The 18,107-nt window shown below is 68.3% G+C and carries 12 protein-coding genes; 7 read left to right on the top strand and 5 right to left on the bottom strand.

The annotated features are described in order from the left end of the window. Window positions 1-218: 218 nt before the first annotated feature. From ABT360_RS08690 to ABT360_RS08680, 3 genes are all read right to left on the bottom strand, one after another. Window positions 219-1,259 (bottom strand): DUF3644 domain-containing protein, encoded by a 1,041-nt coding sequence (locus ABT360_RS08690; RefSeq protein WP_351812822.1) that lies wholly within the window; start codon window positions 1,257-1,259, stop codon window positions 219-221. A gap of 208 nt (window positions 1,260-1,467) precedes the next feature. Further along, window positions 1,468-1,941 carry a hypothetical protein gene (locus ABT360_RS08685; RefSeq protein WP_351812819.1) on the bottom strand — a complete coding sequence of 158 codons (474 nt, stop codon included), beginning with the start codon at window positions 1,939-1,941 and terminating at the stop codon, window positions 1,468-1,470. A 163-nt stretch (window positions 1,942-2,104) separates the two neighbouring features. Continuing rightward, window positions 2,105-3,337: a DNA sulfur modification protein DndB gene (locus ABT360_RS08680; RefSeq protein WP_351812816.1), complete on the bottom strand. Its 1,233-nt coding sequence runs from the start codon at window positions 3,335-3,337 to the stop codon at window positions 2,105-2,107. 277 nt (window positions 3,338-3,614) lie between these two features. Between ABT360_RS08680 and ABT360_RS08675 the strand changes: the two genes are divergently transcribed. The 4 genes from ABT360_RS08675 (at window position 3,615) to ABT360_RS08660 (ending at window position 12,374) form a co-directional block, all read left to right on the top strand. Next, window positions 3,615-5,831: an N-6 DNA methylase gene (locus ABT360_RS08675; RefSeq protein ID WP_351812813.1), complete on the top strand. Its 2,217-nt coding sequence runs from the start codon at window positions 3,615-3,617 to the stop codon at window positions 5,829-5,831. Window positions 5,832-5,935: 104 nt separating this feature from the next. Continuing rightward, window positions 5,936-7,927 carry a type I restriction-modification system subunit M gene (locus ABT360_RS08670; RefSeq protein ID WP_351812810.1) on the top strand — a complete coding sequence of 664 codons (1,992 nt, stop codon included), beginning with the start codon at window positions 5,936-5,938 and terminating at the stop codon, window positions 7,925-7,927. Next, window positions 7,924-9,195 (top strand): restriction endonuclease subunit S, encoded by a 1,272-nt coding sequence (locus ABT360_RS08665; RefSeq protein ID WP_351812807.1) that lies wholly within the window; start codon window positions 7,924-7,926, stop codon window positions 9,193-9,195. Before ABT360_RS08670 ends, ABT360_RS08665 begins: the two co-directional genes overlap by 4 nt. Next, on the top strand, window positions 9,192-12,374 hold the full coding sequence (locus tag ABT360_RS08660; RefSeq protein ID WP_351812804.1) for a type I restriction endonuclease subunit R: 3,183 nt from the start codon (window positions 9,192-9,194) through the stop codon (window positions 12,372-12,374). Before ABT360_RS08665 ends, ABT360_RS08660 begins: the two co-directional genes overlap by 4 nt. 57 nt (window positions 12,375-12,431) lie before the next feature. On the opposite strand, the gene ABT360_RS08655 is transcribed toward ABT360_RS08660, so the two are convergent. After that, window positions 12,432-12,638 carry a DUF397 domain-containing protein gene (locus ABT360_RS08655; protein WP_351812801.1) on the bottom strand — a complete coding sequence of 69 codons (207 nt, stop codon included), beginning with the start codon at window positions 12,636-12,638 and terminating at the stop codon, window positions 12,432-12,434. Beyond that, the gene (locus tag ABT360_RS08650) at window positions 12,635-13,492 is read right to left on the bottom strand and encodes a helix-turn-helix domain-containing protein (RefSeq protein ID WP_351812798.1); all 858 of its coding nucleotides are present in this window, start codon (window positions 13,490-13,492) and stop codon (window positions 12,635-12,637) included. Before ABT360_RS08650 ends, ABT360_RS08655 begins: the two co-directional genes overlap by 4 nt. Window positions 13,493-13,612: 120 nt before the next feature. Here ABT360_RS08650 and ABT360_RS08645 point away from each other — a divergent pair, with 120 nt between their 5' ends. The 3 genes from ABT360_RS08645 to ABT360_RS08635 all read left to right on the top strand — a co-directional run bounded on the left by ABT360_RS08645 (window position 13,613) and on the right by ABT360_RS08635 (window position 18,011). After that, window positions 13,613-14,056 (top strand): ATP-binding protein, encoded by a 444-nt coding sequence (locus ABT360_RS08645; protein ID WP_351812795.1) that lies wholly within the window; start codon window positions 13,613-13,615, stop codon window positions 14,054-14,056. A gap of 202 nt (window positions 14,057-14,258) precedes the next feature. Continuing rightward, the gene (locus tag ABT360_RS08640; protein ID WP_444852195.1) at window positions 14,259-15,812 is read left to right on the top strand and encodes a protein kinase domain-containing protein; all 1,554 of its coding nucleotides are present in this window, start codon (window positions 14,259-14,261) and stop codon (window positions 15,810-15,812) included. 48 nt (window positions 15,813-15,860) lie between these two features. Then, on the top strand, window positions 15,861-18,011 hold the full coding sequence (locus ABT360_RS08635) for a DEAD/DEAH box helicase (protein WP_351812790.1): 2,151 nt from the start codon (window positions 15,861-15,863) through the stop codon (window positions 18,009-18,011). Window positions 18,012-18,107: the final 96 nt, after the last annotated feature.

Below are 18,107 nucleotides of genomic sequence, written 5' to 3'. Positions count from 1 at the left end.
GAGGCGCCCCACCCCTCACTGCTTCCACAAGCGTCCATTGCAGCGCTCGCACAACCACCCGAAATACACGGCCAGAGCCTGACTGAGAGTGATGCGCTTGCGGCGATGGCAGCATCCACCGCGATCGCCCAGGGCGCGATCGGTGCACCTTCAACCAAAGGCTACCTGTGCAGGTAACGTGAGGGAAACATGAAGACCACCAATCAAACTGACGCCCTCTACGCAGCCTCCGACGCGGTGGCCCCCGTCTTCATGCGCGGCTCCCTGCCGAAGAACGCGCGGAACTTCTCGACCGTCCCGATCTCCCTCACGATCTTGCTTATCCATGCCTGGGTGTAGACGTATTCGTTAAAGGCTTCGTTGTACGTGCAGTACCTGGCGTCGGTGACATACGGGTCGCCGGAACCCTTGGCCGGACGGACCTTCAGCCGCTTCCACATCTCCACGTGCTCGATGTACACGCTGAACCGGAAAGCCAGTTGCTCCTCGACGCGGGCAGCGACCTGCGCCGGGCGCATCCTGTTCAGGTCCGCCACCTCGACATGGCGGTCCCTGGTGATGACGGTTCCCTTGCGCCCGGCCTCGACCATGGTGCGTCGCTCATCCTCGCTCAGGTCGTCGAGCTTGACGAAGTTGACCGCCAGGTCGGCGTCCGTCTTGGAGCCGGTGATGGGCACCAGCCGTACGCGGTAGTCGTACCTGGGATCGTCGAGGACGGACGGATCAATGCCCGCCTCGTACCTGGCCACCAGGTCACGGGTCTTCCTGGGCAGCCCCCTGGCGGCCTTCCGCATCTCCTCGTATCCGTCCGCGGTCAACACCTGGACGGAGAGCGGGAAGCGGAGCCGGTCAGCAAGGCTGTAGCCGGCACCGAAGTGGGCGGTCATCTCCTGCTCGTAGTTGATCACGTAGGCCTGCGCCCTGCCGCCCGTGACGATCCTCAGGTTGTGCTCGTAGCGGTGTTCCACCTTGTTGCGCAGGGCGACGAAGAGCTCAGCGTTGAGGCGCACCGTGTCGCCGCTGTTGGGAAAGCGCTCCTTCAGGCACTTCTCGAGGTCCCAGGCCTTCGGTTCGCCGTCGATCATCTGGTGGCGGCCGGTCTTGGAGTCCAGATAGTGGTAGTCGATCTCGGCCTTGTGGAATTCCGCGTGGAGCAGGTAGTGCCAGGCCTTGTGCATGTGGGTGAGGAAGTCGCTGTAGTCGCCGCTGGAGCAGTTCCATTCGTCGAGCGCCTTGAGGGCGTGACGCTGGGACTCCATGAGGATGTGGTGCCACCGGGGATGGGCCATGAAGATGCTCGCTCGTTTTCGTCCGGGTACGGGGAGATCGGTTCTCAGGGTGATAGAGCTGTCCGCAGACGGCGTGACGTGGGCTGCCTCGCGTTTCCTGCGCCTGCCTGTGTCGACGTGAACGTACGAAGACGAAGGAGGCCGGGAGGCTCGGCAACTGCCGCTTCGGTCCATAGCCTCAGGCAGCAACAAGGTCGCTCTCCGGCGCCTGCGGTGTGCCGTCCGGCAGTCCCCTGGCGCGGAGTTCCTGCCTCAGGGCCTCGGCGAAGGCCGCCGGGGATGACATGCGCGCCACCCTCAGTTCCAGCATGTCCACCGGCCGGGAGCGGCCGACGAGGCGGCGGGCACGCTGCTCCTTGCACACGGCCACCGCCTGCGACCGGGCCTGTCGCACCCTGCGCGCGTGTGCGCGCAACCGTCGCAGCCGCTCGGGGGGCTGAGCCGAGAGTTCCGCGCGCCGGACGGCCCCACGAGCGAGGACATCGACGTGGGCGAGAGCGACGGTGATGGGACCGACGAGCGAAGCGTGTTCCAAGGCCGCGGCGATCTCCGGAGCGCAGATCCCGTTCATGCGGGCGAGAACTGCCTCCTGCAGGGCGGTGAAGTCATCGGCGAAGCGACGAATCAGTTCTGTGTGCTCGGTGATCGTCACAATGGCCTTCCAGGTCGCGGGTGGTGGTGAGCGGGGCCGCACATGGTGTGCGAGCAGGGCGTGGGTGCGGGAGCCGTGGGTCGTGCCCCGCGGGGGGCGCCGTCCGGAGAGGGGCGTCGGCTGAAGAGGTCTCGGCGTCAAAGAGCCCGCGCGGCCGACCTGTTCAGCTCCGCACTCCCCGGATCTTCCGGCCCAACTGGCTGTTCGGGTCGAGGAGCGCGCCCGCGACGCGGCCGGCGGAGTCCTTCACACCGCCACTGAAGTTGAGTCGGCCGGTGGAGCCGACGCTGGCGCAGACGCCGTCCCAGTAGGCGGGTTCGCGCTCCCAGCGGACGTCGGCGAGCAGGTCCTCGACCGTCTCGTAGCTCATGGCATCACCGGGGTCGCACCAGGGGGTCGCGCGGTGCAGCAGGACGCCGAGGCCTGCCATCACGGCCGGGGCCGTGATCGCGCTGCGCCGGGCGAAGTCCGGGAAGCGGCCCCCGATCAGCCGGGACACCAGACGGACGACGACCGTCTCCACCTCGTCGGCGTCGGTGTTGGACGGCAGGTTGCCCTCGTGGACGTTGGCCGCCGAGTACTCCACACCCTTGCCGCCGAAGACGGTGGTGACGATCAGCGCCCGCAGCGCGGACAGCGTCACGACCTCCTTGTCGGTCCTGGTGAGCTGCCGCTTGCCGGCGTTGACCAGCTTGCCGAACGGCATCCGCCGACCGTCCGACTCGACCTCGAGTTTTTCGCCGACGCCGTAGGCGAGGCGGGTGGCGAGGTCGCGCTGGTCCATGGACATGGCCAGGTTCTTGGCGACGTCGATGCCCTTGACGTTGCGGTCGTAGAAGATCTGCCGCGCGTCCGCCGGGGAGATCCCCAGGTAGAGCTCGAAGGGGATACGGACCCGTCGGCTGAGCTCGGCGTAGGTGAGGCCGAATGCCTCCGGGTCCCGGTAGATGTCGTGCCAGGCGGTGGTCTGCGTCTCGCCGTCGATGGCGATCACCATGGCGTCCGGGGCGACGGTCAGCGTCCGCAGGCCCGACTCGGGGACCAGCTCCTCACTCACCGCGGCGGCCTCCCCCGCGTGCCAGAGCGTGATCGGGGGCGTGGACCAGGCGGAGCCGTGCTTGCCAAGGATGCCGTTGGCGATGTACTCGGCGTACTCCGGGATGTTCTTGCCCTTCTGGGACTTCAGCGTCCGCTGCACGGTCGAACGGAGCTCGGCGTGGCGCCGGTCGTGCCCGGAGGCGGTCTTGAGGGCGCGCGGGTCCTCCTCCTGGCGCGGTGACGGCACGAGACGCACCAGCGTCGCGAGGGACATGGTGCCGATGACCGCGTCCTCGCGGAACGGCATGACGGTGAGCGGGATTCCTTCCGGGGTGCCGCTCGGCATGGTCAGGCGCATGGGTTTCCCCCTGTGTCGTGGTCGATCGGGCTCGCCTGGCCCTCAGGCGCCACAGGTCCCCCGGCATCCGGCCGGGGGCGGTTGGCGCAGGACAAGGCGCTGGGTGCTCAAGGACATGGCTATGGCAAGGGAAGTCACGCTTCCGCCGGGGAGTACCGCTCACCAGTGGAAGCGATTACATGAAAGCATGACCGTGAAAGCACTGTCCAACAGCTTGCCGAAGTTGACTCGTGCTGTACGGTGTAACCACGCCGACCATCGGAGCAGGACCACATCCATGCCGCAGCCCCTCGCACCATCCGCCCAGGTGACAGCCGCCGAGATCTCCCGCATCGCGGGCGTCACGCGTGCCACCGTCAGCAACTGGCGACGCCGGCACGACGACTTCCCGGCGCCGTCCGGGGGCACGGACAGCAGCCCGCTGTACGACCTGGAGTCGGTGCGCGCCTGGCTCGCCTCACGCGGCCACGTCTCGGCGGCGAATCCCTCGGAGGAGCTGCGGACCACGCTGCGCCTGCGCGCGCAGAGCGGCGGCGGCGCGTCGGACCTTCTGCTCCTCGTCCTGGCGGCGGCGGGCCGCTCCCCGGAGGAGCTCACGGCCGCCGCACAGCTGCCGGACCGGGACCTCGTTACCCACGCCCAGCGCGATGTGGCCACCGCGGCCGACGCCGTACCGAGCGCGGACGCCGTCCACTTCACGGCGGACGACGCGGCGGTCCTGCGTGCGCTGTACGCGTGTGTACGCGACGACGGCGGCCAGGCCGCACTCGGCGTGCTCGCCGAGCGGGAGTTGGAGGACAGCGCCGCGTCCGGCGCGTACCGCACCCCGGAACCGCTTGCGAACCTGCTGGCCGCCCTGATCCCCGGATCAACGGCCCGCGTCCTCGACCCGGCCTGCGGCAGCGGCACCCTCCTGGAGGCTGCCGCCCGCCGGGGAGCTCGTGAGCTGTACGGCCAGGACAACCTGCCCGTGCAGGCCCTGCGCAGCGCCGTGAGCCTGATGCTGACGGCTCCGGAGGCCAAGGTCACCGTGCACGCCGCCGACAGCCTCCGCGCGGACGCCTTCCCCGACCTGCTCGCCGACGCGGTGCTGTGCAATCCGCCGTACGGCGTGCGCGACTGGGGCCACGACGAGCTGGCGTACGACCCGCGCTGGGCGTACGGCGTCCCGGCGCGCGCCGAGTCGGAGCTGGCGTGGGTGCAGCACGCGCTCGCCCACCTCACCCCTGGCGGTCACGCCGCCCTGCTCCTGCCGCCCGCCACGGCCGGCCGCGCGTCGGGGCGCCGGGTCCGGGCGGAGCTGGTACGAAGCGGGGCCCTGCGCGCGGTGATCGCGCTTCCGGCCGGCGCGTCGGTGCCGCTGCACGTCGGGCTCCAGGTGTGGGTGCTGCAACGGCCCGAACCGGGCGGCCCGGAGCACAAGTCAGTGCTGTTCGTGGACACGGCGGCGGACGCGGCGACGGGTACGGCGACGGCGGCCGGGCGCGGCCGAACGGCGGTGACCGCGTGGACGCGGGGTGGGAGCCGGTCCGCCTCCTTGGACTGGGAGGGGATCACCGCGCACGCCCTGGGCGCGTGGCGGGCGTTCGCGGAGAACCCGGACGCCTTCGAGGGCGAACCGGGTGTCGCGCACGCGGTCGGCGTGGTGGACCTGCTGGACGACGTGGTGGACCTGACCCCGGCGCGGCTCGTCCGGGCGTCACGGACGGAGATCAATCCGGCGAAACTGTCGGCCCAGGTCGATGCCACGCGCCAGGACTTGGTGAAGGCAGCGAAGTCCCTTGCGCGGGCGGCCGGTCGCGAGGACTGGAGCGCCGCGGGCGCCGGTGCACGCGAGTGGCGGACGGCGACGGCCTCCGACCTCTCGCGAGGCGGAGCACTCACCCTACTCCGCTCGGTGCCGGACAATGCGCGCACGCGGGCACACGCCGCGAGCGGCGAGAGCGAGCCACCCGAGACGCGGGCGGTGCTCACCGGTTCGGACATCGCGACCGGGTCGGGTCCCACGGGAGAGCCGGTGGGGCTGTACGACGACACGTCACCCGTGATCGCCGTCGGGGACGTCCTCGTACGAGCGGTCGCGAGCGCGGACGGCCCCATGGCCCGGGTCGCGGGCGAGCAGGACGCCGGCGCTCTGCCCGGACCGCAGGTCCACCTCTTCCGCCCGGACCCTGCACGCCTGGACGCCTGGTTCCTCGCCGGGTTCCTGGGCGCGGAGGAGAACATCGCGGGCGCGTCGACAGGCAGCACGGTCCTGACCGTCAGCCCGGGCCGACTGCGCGTGCCGCTGCTGCCGCTGGAGGAGCAGCGGCGGTACGGGGAGGCATTCCGGCACGTGCACGCGCTCCGGGCGGAGGCGCGGCGGGCGACCCTGCTGGCGGAGGAGACGGCACGGCTGCTGGCGGGCGGGCTCACGGGCGGGCAGTTGCTGCCGGCACGGGATGCCGCGGGCGGGGGTGTGGTCCGCGGCCGGGGTGACGATTCACCGCATTAGGCACGGCCCCTCACGCATAGACCACACTTGTCGGACCGCCCCTGGCCGGTTGATCGGCTCGGGCGGTGGGGTTGGGACGTTTCGGAAGGAATCCGGGGATCCAGTTGAACAGCAGTAAGCACACGGAGTTGGCGAACCACGCGTGGTCCGTCGCCGACCTCCTGCGGGGGGACTACAGGCAGTCCGACTACGGCAAGGTCATCCTGCCGTTCACGGTGCTGCGGCGTCTCGAGTGTGTGCTGGAGCCGACGCGCGAGAAGGTCGCGGCGCTGGCGGAGCAGCACAAGGACAGCGGGATTGACCCGCACCGCTTCCTGCAGCGGGCCTCGGGCCACTCCTTCTACAACAAGTCCAGCCTGACGTTGAAGAAGATCGCGGCGGACCCGCAGAACGCGGCGCAGAACCTCCAGGTGTACGTGGGGGCGTTCTCCGACAACGCACGGGGGGTGCTGGAACGCTTCGAGTTCGCGCAGCAGATCAAGCGGCTGGACAGCGCCGGGCTGCTCTACAAAATCATCGGCAAGTTCACGGACCTGGACCTGCATCCCGACGTCGTGCCCAACCACAACATGGGCTACATCTTCGAGGAGCTGATCCGCCGCTTCGCGGAGCAGTCCAACGAGACGGCCGGTGAGCACTTCACTCCGCGTGAGGTCATTCAGCTGATGGTGCGGCTGCTGGTTGCTCCAGACGGTGACGGGCTCCACCTGCCCGGTACCGTGCGTACGGTACTAGACCCGGCCTGCGGCACGGGCGGCATGCTCTCCGCGATGGACGACCTCATCACTGAGCTCAACCCTGACGCCACGGTCGAAGTGTACGGGCAGGAGCTCAACCCCGAGTCGTGGGCGATCTGCCGGTCCGATCTCATGATCAAGGGCCAGAACCCGGAGAACATCGCCTTCGGCAACTCCTTCTCCGACGACGGTCACGCCCGCAAGTCGTTTGACTACATGCTGGCGAACCCGCCGTTCGGCGTGGAGTGGAAGAAGGTCAAGGAGGAGGTCGAGCACGAGCACAAGTCGCTGGGCGAGGCGGGCCGCTTCGGCGCGGGGCTGCCGCGCATCAACGACGGGTCGCTGCTATTCCTGCAGCACATGATCTCGAAAATGAAGCCGGTGGACGTGAACGGCGGGGGCGGCTCGCGGCTCGCGATCGTCTTCAACGGCTCCCCGCTGTTCACGGGCGCGGCGGGCTCGGGAGAGTCGGAGATCCGCCGCTGGATCCTGGAGAACGACTGGCTGGAGGGCATCGTGGCCCTGCCGGACCAGCTCTTCTACAACACCGGCATCTCGACCTACTTCTGGATCCTGACCAACCGGAAGAGCCCGGACCACAAGGGCAAGGTCGTGCTGCTGGACGCGCGGGACCAGTGGCAGAAGATGCGGAAGTCGCTGGGCGACAAGCGCAAGCAGCTGGGCCCGGACCACATCGCGACGGTGGTCAAGCTGTACGGCGAGGCGCTGGCCGTGGTGGACGACCCGGAGCACCCGCTGCACGGCAAGGTGAAGGTCTTCCGCAACGAGGACTTCGGCTACCAACGGATCACGGTGGAGCGGCCGTTGAAGCTGCGGTTCGAGGTGACGGAGGAGGCGCTGGCGGCACTGGAGGCGTCCAAGACGATCCAGAAGCTGCCGCAGGCACCGGTTCTGGCGGACGCGTTCAAGTCCTTGATGGGCGCGAGCTGGGGCACGAAGCAGGAGGCTTGGCTCGCGCTGAAGGACGCGGTGGTGCAGGCCGGCGGTACGTGGCCGACGGGGGCGCCGTTCACCAAGGCGCTGCGGGATGTCATCGGAGTGCGGGATCCGGAGGGCGAGGTGCAGCTCGTGAAGGGGCAGCCGGAGCCGGATGGGGAGCTTCGGGACTACGAAAACGTGCCGTTGGGTGAGGACGTCGAGGAGTATCTGGCGCGGGAGGTTCATCCTCATGTGCCGGATGCGTGGATCGACGGCAGTAAGACGAAGGTGGGGTACGAGGTTCCATTCACTCGGCACTTCTATGTGTATGAGCCGCCTCGGCCGATGGCAGACATTGATGCGGAGTTGAAGGCGCTGGAGGCGGAGATTCAGGGGCTGTTGGGGGAGGTGACGGAATGAATACCACCAACTGGCAAACCGTGCCGCTCTGGTCCGTCGCTACCGAGACTCGTGTAGCGGTTGATCCCGCCGACCTCGGCGACCAAGTGGTGCATTACAGCATCCCGGCTGTTGACGCGACAGGAACAGGTCAGGTCGAGGCAACTGACTCCATCAAGTCCGCGAAGCTCCGACTGCAAGGTGGGGAGGTGTTGGTCAGCAAGTTGAACCCACGAAAGAGCCGGGTCCTGATCGTCCCTAACTCACCGTTGCCAATCGTCTCCTCAACCGAATTCGTTGGTCTCCTTCCGGGAGCGAAGCTTGAGCCTCGGTTCCTGGCTTACTTCCTTCAGTCCGAGGTAACACGCCAGGTCTTGGACTCTCAGGTTCAGTCTGTAACCCGCAGTCACCAGCGAGTGGCGCCGGAGGATGTTACGCACCTTCCGGTGCGGTTGCCATCAATGGATGAGCAGCGCCGCATCGCAAACTTCCTCGATGCCGAGACGGCACGGATCAAACAGATTGGTGCCAAGCGCCTTAAGCAGATGGACCTGCTGACGGAGCGCCGCACGGCTGCACTGGCTGAGTGCGTCTCCTCGGACGGTCCCGATTCGATTCAGCACCCCCTCGTGGGCACCGTGCCGCACACTTGGCCGGTACTGCCTCTACGTCGGGTCATTCCGGCGGTGAACGTCGGTGTCGTCGTTAACCCATCAAGTTACTTCACGGACGATGGAGTTCCTTTCATCCATGGATTCAATGTGCGATCCGGATGGATCGAACCGCATGGCATGAAGTTCATGTCCCATGAAAGCAATGAGGAACTCCACCGGTCACGCGTCCGCAGCGGAGACGTTCTGGTAGTCCGAGCTGGCTCCCCGGGGAGGGCCGCCGTCGTGACCGAGGAGTACGACGGAGCAAACTGTGCGTCTGTGCTGATTTTGCGGCGTGGTCGTGCGATGCTGCCGCAGTTCCTGTCGGCATTCATCAACTCACCGGCAGGACGGGGTCAAGTGCAGGTGTCCCAGTACGGAGCTGCGCAGGAGGTCATCAGCGCAGCACAGACACTCTCCTTCGTGGCCCCTGTTCCGGACGTGTCCGAGCAGCAGTATCGCGTTGACCGACTAAACGCACTCCTCAACAAGCAAGATCAGGTTGTCAGCAAGCTCCAGCGTCAGGCTTCTTTGCTTGCCGAACGCCGACAAGCTCTCATTACCTCCGCTGTATCCGGCCAGTTCGACGTCTCCACCGCCAGTGGCCGCAACGTAACCGAAGGAGTAACCGTATGAGCCCCGTGCACGACGAGTCCTCCTTCGGGTCCGCCATAGTCGCCGCCCTCTGCGAGCGGGGATGGCGGGAGGCAAACCCCGAGGACTACCGACCCGACCTCGGGCTCGACACCAACGAGTTGTTCACCTTTATCGGGGCGACCCAGCCCGACGAGTGGAATGAACTGCTCACCGTCTATGGTGGTAACCCCAACGAGGCACAGCGCGGTTTCGCTCAGCGTCTCGACCGGGCCATCGCCGATGAGGGGTTGCTCCATGTCCTCCGTAACGGTGTCAAGGATCGCGGTGTCCGGCTCCGCGTCGCCTACTTCAGGCCCAACCTCATCTCCGCCGACTCCGTTCTTAACGGATACCGGGCCAACCGCCTCACCGTCGTCCGGGAACTCCCCTACGCCACCAAGCAGGCCGACTGGGGTCACCGCCTCGACCTGACCCTGTTCCTCAACGGCGTCCCCGTCGCCACGGCCGAGCTCAAGAACCCGCTCACCGGGCAGGGCGTCGAACAGGCCAAGGAGCAGTACCGGACCGACCGGGACCCGACCGAGCTGATCTTCACTCGGCGGGTCATCGCGAACTTCGCCGTGGACCCGGACCTGGTCTTCGTCACCACGCAACTGCGCGGCAAGAGCACCCAGTTTCTGCCCTTCAACACCGGCTCGAACGGCCCCGGCCAGCCCGGCGGGGCAGGAAACCCGGCGCCCACCGCCTACGGCACGTACGCCACCTCCTACCTCTGGGAACAGGTCTGGCAGCGGGACAACTGGCTCGACCTCCTCCAGCGTTTCGTGCACCAGCAGAAGCACAAGACGCGCGGCGGCGGCACCACCAAGTCGACGATCTTCCCCCGCTTCCACCAATGGGACGTGGTCCGGAAGCTCACCGCGCACGCGTCCGTCCATGGCGCCGGCCAGAACTACCTGGTCATGGCCTCCGCCGGCTCCGGCAAGTCGAACACCATCGGTTGGCTGGCCCACCGTCTCAGTGACCTGCATGCCCGGACCGATCCGAGCGTCCTGAACCCTCATGCCCTCGCTGAGGGCCGTATCCAGCCGGGCGAGCCCGTCTTCGACAAGGTCATCGTCATCACGGACCGTCGGAATCTGGACGCTCAGCTCCGGGAGACCGTCGGCAGCTTCAGTCAGACCGACGGCCTGGTCGTGAAGGTCGACGAGAAGCACGGCGCCAAGAGCGAGCAGCTCGCCCGTGCCCTCTCCCGGGACACCGGGAAGATCGTCACGGTCACCCTGCACTCGTTCCCGGCCCTGCTCGACTACATCAAGCGCAACCCCACCGAGATCAAGGGCACCCGCTTCGCGGTCATCGTCGACGAGGCGCATTCCTCCCAGTCCGGTGATGCCGCTACCGCCGTGAAGTCCGCTCTGCGGGACCTCGGTCTGGACGCCGACTCGGACGACGAGGGCGCGACCGCGGTCACCGTGGACGACCAGCTCAAGGCGAAGGCGGTCGCGCGTTCCCGCGCCGCCAACCTCTCCTACTTCGCCTTCACGGCAACGCCCAAGTCCAAGACCCTCGAACTCTTTGGCACAGACGGCGTCGAGAACGGCAAGACCGTCTACCGCCCCTTCCACACCTACTCCATGCGCCAGGCCATCGAGGAAGGCTTCATCCTCGACCCGCTGCGCAACTACGTCACCTACAACACCTACTGGAAGCTCGCGAACCTCAACCGCGACGAGAAGGAGGTGGACCCCTCCAAAGCCAACAGCCTGCTCGCCCGGTTCGCGCTCATGCACGAGCACACGGTGTCGCAGCACGCCCAGGTGATCGTCGAGCACTTCGTCCACCACACCCGCGGCCGGCTCGGCGGACGGGCGAAGGCCATGGTGGTCACGGCTTCCCGTCACTCCGCCGTCCAGATGGCCCGCGCCATCCGCAGCTATATTGCCGACCGCGAGTACAACACCAAGTACCCGGACCTGGGCGTGCTCGTCGCGATCTCCGGCACCCTCACCATCGACGGCGAGGAGACCACCGAGGTCAAGGAGAACGGCGGCATCTCCGAGGCCGCGCTGCCGAAGGCGTTCGGCTACACCCGTGCCGACGACAAGGCCGCCAAGGCCGGCGGCAAGGGGCAGCAGGAGTACCGGATCCTGATCGTCGCCGAGAAGTACCAGACCGGCTTCGACCAGCCGCTCCTGACCACGATGTACGTCAATAAGACGCTGACCGGCATCGCCGCCGTGCAGACCCTCTCCCGCCTCAACCGCACCGCCGAACGCAAGTCACAGGCTGACCTTGCTGTCCTGGACTTCGTCAACGAGGCCGAGGACATCCAGGACGCCTTCCGCCCGTACTTCGAGGAGGCGCACACCCTCCCCTCCGACCCGAACCTCCTCTACACGGCACAGAGCCGCGTCATGTCCGCGCCGATCATCTCGGAGCAGGACATGGACGAGTTCGTCGCCGCGTACTTGGAAGCGGAGAAGAAGGCCGGCGGCGTCCAGTCCAAGTGGGAGAAGCTGCACGCCGAGCTGTACCGGCTCCTCTCCCCCGCCGTCGCCCGCTTCACCGCCCTCCTGGAGAGCGAGGAGGAGGACGACGTCGAGACGGCCGAGGCATTCCGCGCCAACCTCAACGACTACGTCCGCAAGTACGGCTTCCTCGCGCAGATCGTCCCGTACAGCGACGCCGAGTTGGAACGCCTGCACCTCTACGGGCGGCACCTGCTCAACCGACTCCCCCGCCTCGCCGACGGCGGAGTCGACATAGGCGAGGTCGACCTGAGTCACCTGCGCGTCGAGAAGACCGGCGAACACGACGTGTCTCTCAACCCCGAGGGCCCCGCCGAACTCAAGGGCTTCGGCGACGGGGCCGGCGGTGCGAAGGACGCGGACAAGTCACTGCTGTCCGAGCTGATCGAGAAGTTCAACTCCAAGTTCGGTACGGAGTTCACCGAGGAGGACGTCCTCCCAGCCTTCAACGCTACGAAGAAGGACCCCAAGGTCCGGGCCGCGGCCGTCGTCAACGACGAGGAGAACTTCGGGATCGTCTTCGACAAGAAGTTCGAGGAGAACATGATGGATCATGTCTCCACGATCGACACGCTCGGCAAGCGGTACTTCGGCACCGACCGGGACTTCAAGTCCAACCTCGACCGCAGCGCTCGCCGCGCGGCCTGGCGGATGATCCGCCGGGAGGAAGGACTGGACGACTTCTGAGACGAGCGGGGGCCGGTGCGCGCGTCACACCGGCCCCCGCTCGTCGTACGTCCGCGTTCAGCGACCTGAGGCCATCCGCACAAAGCCGGCCCACGCCCCCGACCCGAAGGACAGCCTGGCTTCTGCGGGCCGCTTGGAGTCACGCACCCATACAGCGTCGCTGGCCTCGGCAACCTCGATGCACTCGCCGCCCTCGCCACTGCTGTAGCTGCTCTTGAACCAGGCCGACTCAGGAACCGTCGGCTCATCCACTCGGTGGTTCATGTCCCTCCCAAGAGTCCTTCGACGAAGGCCAGCGATTCCCGGGGAGTCAGGGCCTGGGCCCTGAGGATGCCGTACTGCTCCTCCGCATCCCGCACCTCCGGACGGTCGGTGTAGAGGCGGCTGTTCTGCTGAACCTCAACGTAGGCCATCCTCCGCCCTTCACGGTTTTCGATCAAGGTGAACGGGCCACCCAGGCCGCAGTGTTCGGTTCCCCCAGTGGGCATCACCTGAATCACGACGTTCCTCCGCTGACCGTGCAGCAGAATGTGTTCCAACTGCCCCCGCAGCACAGGCCATCCGCCGATTGGCCGCCGAAGGACCGACTCCTCGATCACGAAGCTCAGGGTCGGTAGCGGCTTGCGCGAGAAGATCTCCTGCCGCGCCAGACGGGCCGTGATGCGCTGCTCCACCGTTTCCTCATCCAGCAGCGGGCGTCGCATCGTGAACACGGTCCGCGCGTACTCCTCCGTCTGCAACAACCCCGGTACCGCCAAGGCTCCGTAGACGTGGAGGGACACCGCACCGGCCTCCAACCGAGCCATGTCTCTAAAGAATGCCGGGTACTGGGCACGCCCGACCTCTTCCTTAAGCGCCGTAAGGACCCCACCCGCCCCCAGCACCTCATCCGCCTGCTCGATGAACTGAGGCTGCGGAATCCGCCTCCCCTGCTCAATGGACGCGACCGTCTCCCCCGAGTACCCCACCCGCTTCCCGAACTCCGCCCGCTCCAGCCCCGCCCGCGTCCGCAGCAGCTTCAACTGCCGCCCGAACGCGGTCACCACGCCCGTCCCCGGCTCATCCTCCGGCCGCTGCTGCCGCCGCGCCGCCGTCTCCTCGTCCCGCACCTCGGTCACCGCTGTGCCGCCTCTCCCCGCGTACCGCTCCGTACACCACCCGCGCCCGCTCCGTACGAAGGTCCGTGAGCGGCGCGTCACCACTGGTCACGCTAGGCCACCGCACGCCACGGTGAGTGCATGACCGCAACACAATCACCCCTCACGGTGCACCAATTCACGATGCGCTTCAGCTCCACGCCGCGCGGTGCCCGCCTCGCCCGCCGCCTGTGCGAGCACTGCCTCGATGCCTGGGGCGTCCCGTACGGCAGCGACGCCCACGACGTCGTCACCCTCGTCGCCGCGGAGCTGTGCGCCAACGCCGTACAGCACGGGCACGTCCCGGGCCGGGACTTCCAGGTGCATATGACGGCCTCCCTGTCGACCCGCACCGTACGGATCGAGGTCACCGACACCCGTGGAGAAAACGTCCCCCTCCTCCCCGCCGACCCGTCACCGGACGGCGAGAGCGGGCGCGGCCTGCTGCTGGTCGCGGCGCTGGCCGACCGCTGGGGCTGTTCGCCGCGCGCCGGAGGCGGGCCCGGCAAGACGGTCTGGGCCGAGTGCACCCCTTACCCGGCATGACCTGATCACGCAAGCGGCACCCCCGCAGGTTGGACGCGCACGCCCTCGCCCGGAAGACTGATCCCCGAACACATCGGAGACCTCTGAAGACCTCTGAAGTCGTCTTCGGACACTCGACGCGGGCGGGGGCCAGGACCAGGTGCCGGACGTACGACGGATCGCGGGGCGCTACGAGCTGCTGGAGCAGTTCAGCCACGGCGGCATGGGGGACGTGTGGCGCGGCTACGACGCCGTGCTGGACCGGCCGGTCGCCGTGAAGCTGATCCGCCCGCAGGCCGTGACCTCGCCGCATCTGGCGGAGGAGTTCGCGAAGCGGTTCCGGCGCGAGGCCCGTGTCACCGCGCGCATCCAGCACCCGGGTGTGCCCCAGGTGTTCGACGCGGTGCTCGACGAGTCGTACGAGCAGCTGTTCCTGGTGATGGAACTGGTCGACGGCGTGCCGCTGACCGCGTACGTGAGCCCGGACCGGCCGCCGCTCCCCGTCAGCTGGGCGGTGGCCGTGGCGGCGCAGGTGGCGACCGTGCTGTCGTACGCGCACGACGTGCCCGTCGTCCACCGTGACCTGAAGCCCAGCAACATCCTCGTCGCCCGGGACGGCACGGTGAAGGTGCTGGACTTCGGCATCGCGGCAATCCTGCGCACGGACGTCACCAAGCTGACCGCCACAGGCAGCCCGGTCGGGACGTACCAGTACATGGCGCCGGAGCAGGTGCGCAGCGCCCGGGTGACACCGCACACCGACCTGTACGCGCTCGGGTGCGTCGTGCACGAACTGCTGTGCGGACAGCCGCTGTTCGCGGGGGACAGCGAGTGGCAGCTGATGATGCAGCACGTCAACGCGGCCCCGGTGCCGCTGCGCCGGCTGCGGGCCGACGTTCCGGAGTCACTGGAAGAACTCGTCCTGCACCTGCTCCGCAAGGCGCCCGAGGCGCGCCCGGCGGACGTGCAGGAGGTGTACGAGCGGCTGCGCCCCCACCTGCCCGTGCCCGGCGAGGAGTCCGAACCCGAGGCGGCGGGGCTCGCCGGGGCGCCCGACCCCACCGGGATCTTCCGCCGCCCCTACGCGCCCCGCTCGCGCGCCGCAGCGTCGGGCGCGCGGGAGAACGCGGTCGGCGCCGGGCCGGACGCGGTTCCGGCACCCGTGCTGCCACCCGCCCAGCGTGACGAGCTGCGGGAGCAGATCCGCGAGGTGTACGAACACTGCGCCGCGCTGTGGGACGAGGACCGCTTCTCGCAGGCGGCCGAAGTGGTCGGCGAGATGATCGAGTCGGCCGCCCGGGTGCTCGGCGCGGAGAGCAAGGCGGTCCTCGCGCTCCGCAGGCGCCGGGCGTTCAGCCGTCAGCTTGCGGGTGATCACCGGTCCGCGTTGCCGGAGTTCGAGGCCCTGGCGGACGCCTATGGGCGTGTCAGCGGGCCGAGCAGCGAGGAGGCCCTGGACTGCCGCGCGCAGGCGGCGCGCTGCCGTGGCGAACTCGGCCAGGTGACCGAGGCGCTGGCCGGGCTGCACGACGTGCTCGACGCCGTCCGCGCCGTCGACGGTGACGTGAGCGAGAACGCGGTGGAGCTGCGCCGCGACATCGGCATGCTGTTGCTGGCCCAGCAGCGGGCGGCGGAGGCGTACGACGTCCTGGAGCCGCTGCACACGGACCTGTGCGTGGTGTTCGGCCCGGACGACGAGCTGACCGCCGAGGTGGCCGAGACCCTGGCGGTGATCCGTCTGGATCTCGACGGCGACAGTGCCGGTTCCTCGGCCTGACCTGGCCTTTGCCCGCACCGCGGGCGGCCGGGGCACTAGGATCTCCGCATGCCGCAGCTCGCCTTCGACATCGGTTTCTTCGCCGAACTCCCCAAGCTCCAGCCCCCGGTGAGAAAGGGTGTGCTCGACGCCTGGGAGAAGTTCAACCGGCTCACTCTGGACCAGCTCTTCCAGGATCAGGGTCTGAAGCTGGAAAGCCTCGTGAAGGCGAAGGACAAGCAGATCCGGACGATCCGCATCGACCAGTTCTGGCGCGGTGTGGTGCTCGCACCGCCCTCCGGGGACACCTTCGTCCTGCTGAGGGTCATGGCTCACGACAAGGCCATCGCCTGGGCCATGAAGCAGAAGTCCAGCATCAACGAGGTCACGCGCGCGGTCGAGATCCGGGACGCGGCGACCCTGGACGAGATCACGCCGGCGTACGAGCGAGTGGCCGAGTCGTCGCCGAAGCCCCGGCTGTTCGCGAAGTTCTCCGACGGGGACCTGAAGGCTCTCGGCATCGATGACGAGACACTGCGGCAGGCCCGGTCGCTCGTCGACCAGGAGCAGTTGGACGTCTTCGCGCCGCTGCTGCCGCAGGACCAGCGGGAGGTGCTGCAGTACCTGGCCGCGGGCTGCACGGTGGAGGAGGTCTGGCAGGACATCGTGGCGCCGGCGCTTCAGGCGTCCACGCAGCCGGTGGACACGCGGGACTACGAGACCGCGATCCAGTACACCCGGGCGCGTATCGCGCTGGTGACGGCTCCCGAGGAGCTGCGGGACATCCTCGAGAAGCCCTTTGCGGCCTGGCGGGTGTTCCTGCACCCCTCCCAGCGGAAGGTGGCCTACCGGGCGTCGTACTCGGGCCCCGCGCAGGTCACGGGCGGGCCTGGCACCGGCAAGACCGTCGTCGCGCTGCATCGGGTGAAACACCTGCTCGGCCACCTGCGCGAGGGCGACCGCATCCTCCTCACCACCTACACCAACGCGCTCGTGGGCGCACTCCGATCGGGCCTGGAGTCCTTGGTGGACGACCCGGAGCTGCGCGCACGCGTGGACACGTCCACCGTCGACGGCTTCGCGAGCCGGGTCGTCGCGGAGGCACCGGACGCCGTGCCGCTGCGGCCGCTGATGAACAACGAGGAGGTGAGCCGCTGGGGCAAGGCCGCCAAGGTGACGGGCTTCACCGGCAGCGCGCAGTTCCTCGCCCAGGAGTACCGGCATGTCGTCCTGGCGCAGGGCATCACCACCCTCGCCGAGTACGAGGCGGCGGACCGGCGGGGACGGGGCAGCCGGCTGACAACCGCCGAGCGGCCTCTGGTGTGGGAGACGGTGGAGCGGTTCACCGCCGACCTGGCCGCGGACGGGGCCCGCACCTGGCTGCAGACGTGCGCGGAGGCGGCACGGCTGCTGGAGGCGAAGGGGCCGCCGTACCGGCACGTCGTGGTGGACGAGGCGCAGGACCTCCACCCTGCGCAGTGGAGGCTGCTGCGCGCGGCCGTCCCCGCCCGCCCGGACGACCTGTTCATCGCGGGCGATCCGCACCAGCGCATCTACGACTCGCGGGTGTCGCTGAAGTCGCTGGGTATCAAGGTGGCCGGACGGTCGATGAAGCTGCGCAAGAACTACCGCAGCACCCAGGAGATCCTGCGCTGGTCCACCGCCCTGCTGATCGGCCGCCCGATCGCCCAGCTCGAAGACGAGGGCCGCAACGAGACCCTGCTCGGTTACCGCTCCGCCCTCCACGGCGACGGCCCCGTCGTACGGGACGCGTCGACCGAGGAGGCCGAACTGGACCTGCTCGTCGAGCAGGTGAAGGCGTGGATGTACGCGGGTGTCGGCGCCGGGGAGATCGGGGTCAGCGCCCGGTTCAACAAGACGTGCGCGAAGGCGGTCGCCCGCCTGAAGGACGCCGGCGTTCCCGCCGCCACCCTGCGCGCCGCCGAGGCCTCCACCCAGGACGGGACGACCGTGCGCGTCGGGACCATGCACTCGTTCAAGGGCCTGGAGTTCCGCTGCGTCGCGGTCATCGGCGTCACCGAGGACGCGCTGCCGTTCCCCAAGGCGGTCACACCGCCCGAGGTGGATCCCAAGCAGCACGAGACGGACATGCTGTCGGAACGCTGCCTGCTGTTCGTCGCCTGCACAAGGGCCCGCGACAGCCTGTACGTCTCCTGGTCGGGCAAGCCCAGTCCGTTCCTGATGGAGGCGGGAGTGTAGAGCGAGTTCCTCACTCTGGTTCTGCCGACATGGGTCAGGCAAACTCTTCGTCGCAGCTTCGTGTCCCGCACACAGGACACGGACACGGAACAAGGC

The sequence above is a fragment of the Streptomyces sp. NPDC000229 genome (assembly GCF_040300825.1).
Classification (GTDB): Bacteria; Actinomycetota; Actinomycetes; order Streptomycetales; family Streptomycetaceae; genus Streptomyces.
This window is presented reverse-complemented; position numbering and strand designations above follow the sequence as displayed.

Bases quoted from the DNA above. Each gene is read 5' to 3' on its own strand.
- ABT360_RS08690 (WP_351812822.1), bottom strand. From the start codon at position 1,259: ATGGAGTCCCAGCGTCACGCCCTCAAGGCGCTCGACGAATGGAACTGC.
- ABT360_RS08680 (WP_351812816.1), bottom strand. From the start codon at position 3,337: ATGCGCCTGACCATGCCGAGCGGCACCCCGGAAGGAATCCCGCTCACC.
- ABT360_RS08675 (WP_351812813.1), top strand. From the start codon at position 3,615: ATGCCGCAGCCCCTCGCACCATCCGCCCAGGTGACAGCCGCCGAGATC.
- ABT360_RS08665 (WP_351812807.1), top strand. From the start codon at position 7,924: ATGAATACCACCAACTGGCAAACCGTGCCGCTCTGGTCCGTCGCTACC.
- ABT360_RS08660 (WP_351812804.1), top strand. From the start codon at position 9,192: ATGAGCCCCGTGCACGACGAGTCCTCCTTCGGGTCCGCCATAGTCGCC.
- ABT360_RS08655 (WP_351812801.1), bottom strand. From the start codon at position 12,638: ATGAACCACCGAGTGGATGAGCCGACGGTTCCTGAGTCGGCCTGGTTC.
- ABT360_RS08645 (WP_351812795.1), top strand. From the start codon at position 13,613: ATGACCGCAACACAATCACCCCTCACGGTGCACCAATTCACGATGCGC.
- ABT360_RS08640 (WP_444852195.1), top strand. From the start codon at position 14,259: ATGGGGGACGTGTGGCGCGGCTACGACGCCGTGCTGGACCGGCCGGTC.
- ABT360_RS08635 (WP_351812790.1), top strand. From the start codon at position 15,861: ATGCCGCAGCTCGCCTTCGACATCGGTTTCTTCGCCGAACTCCCCAAG.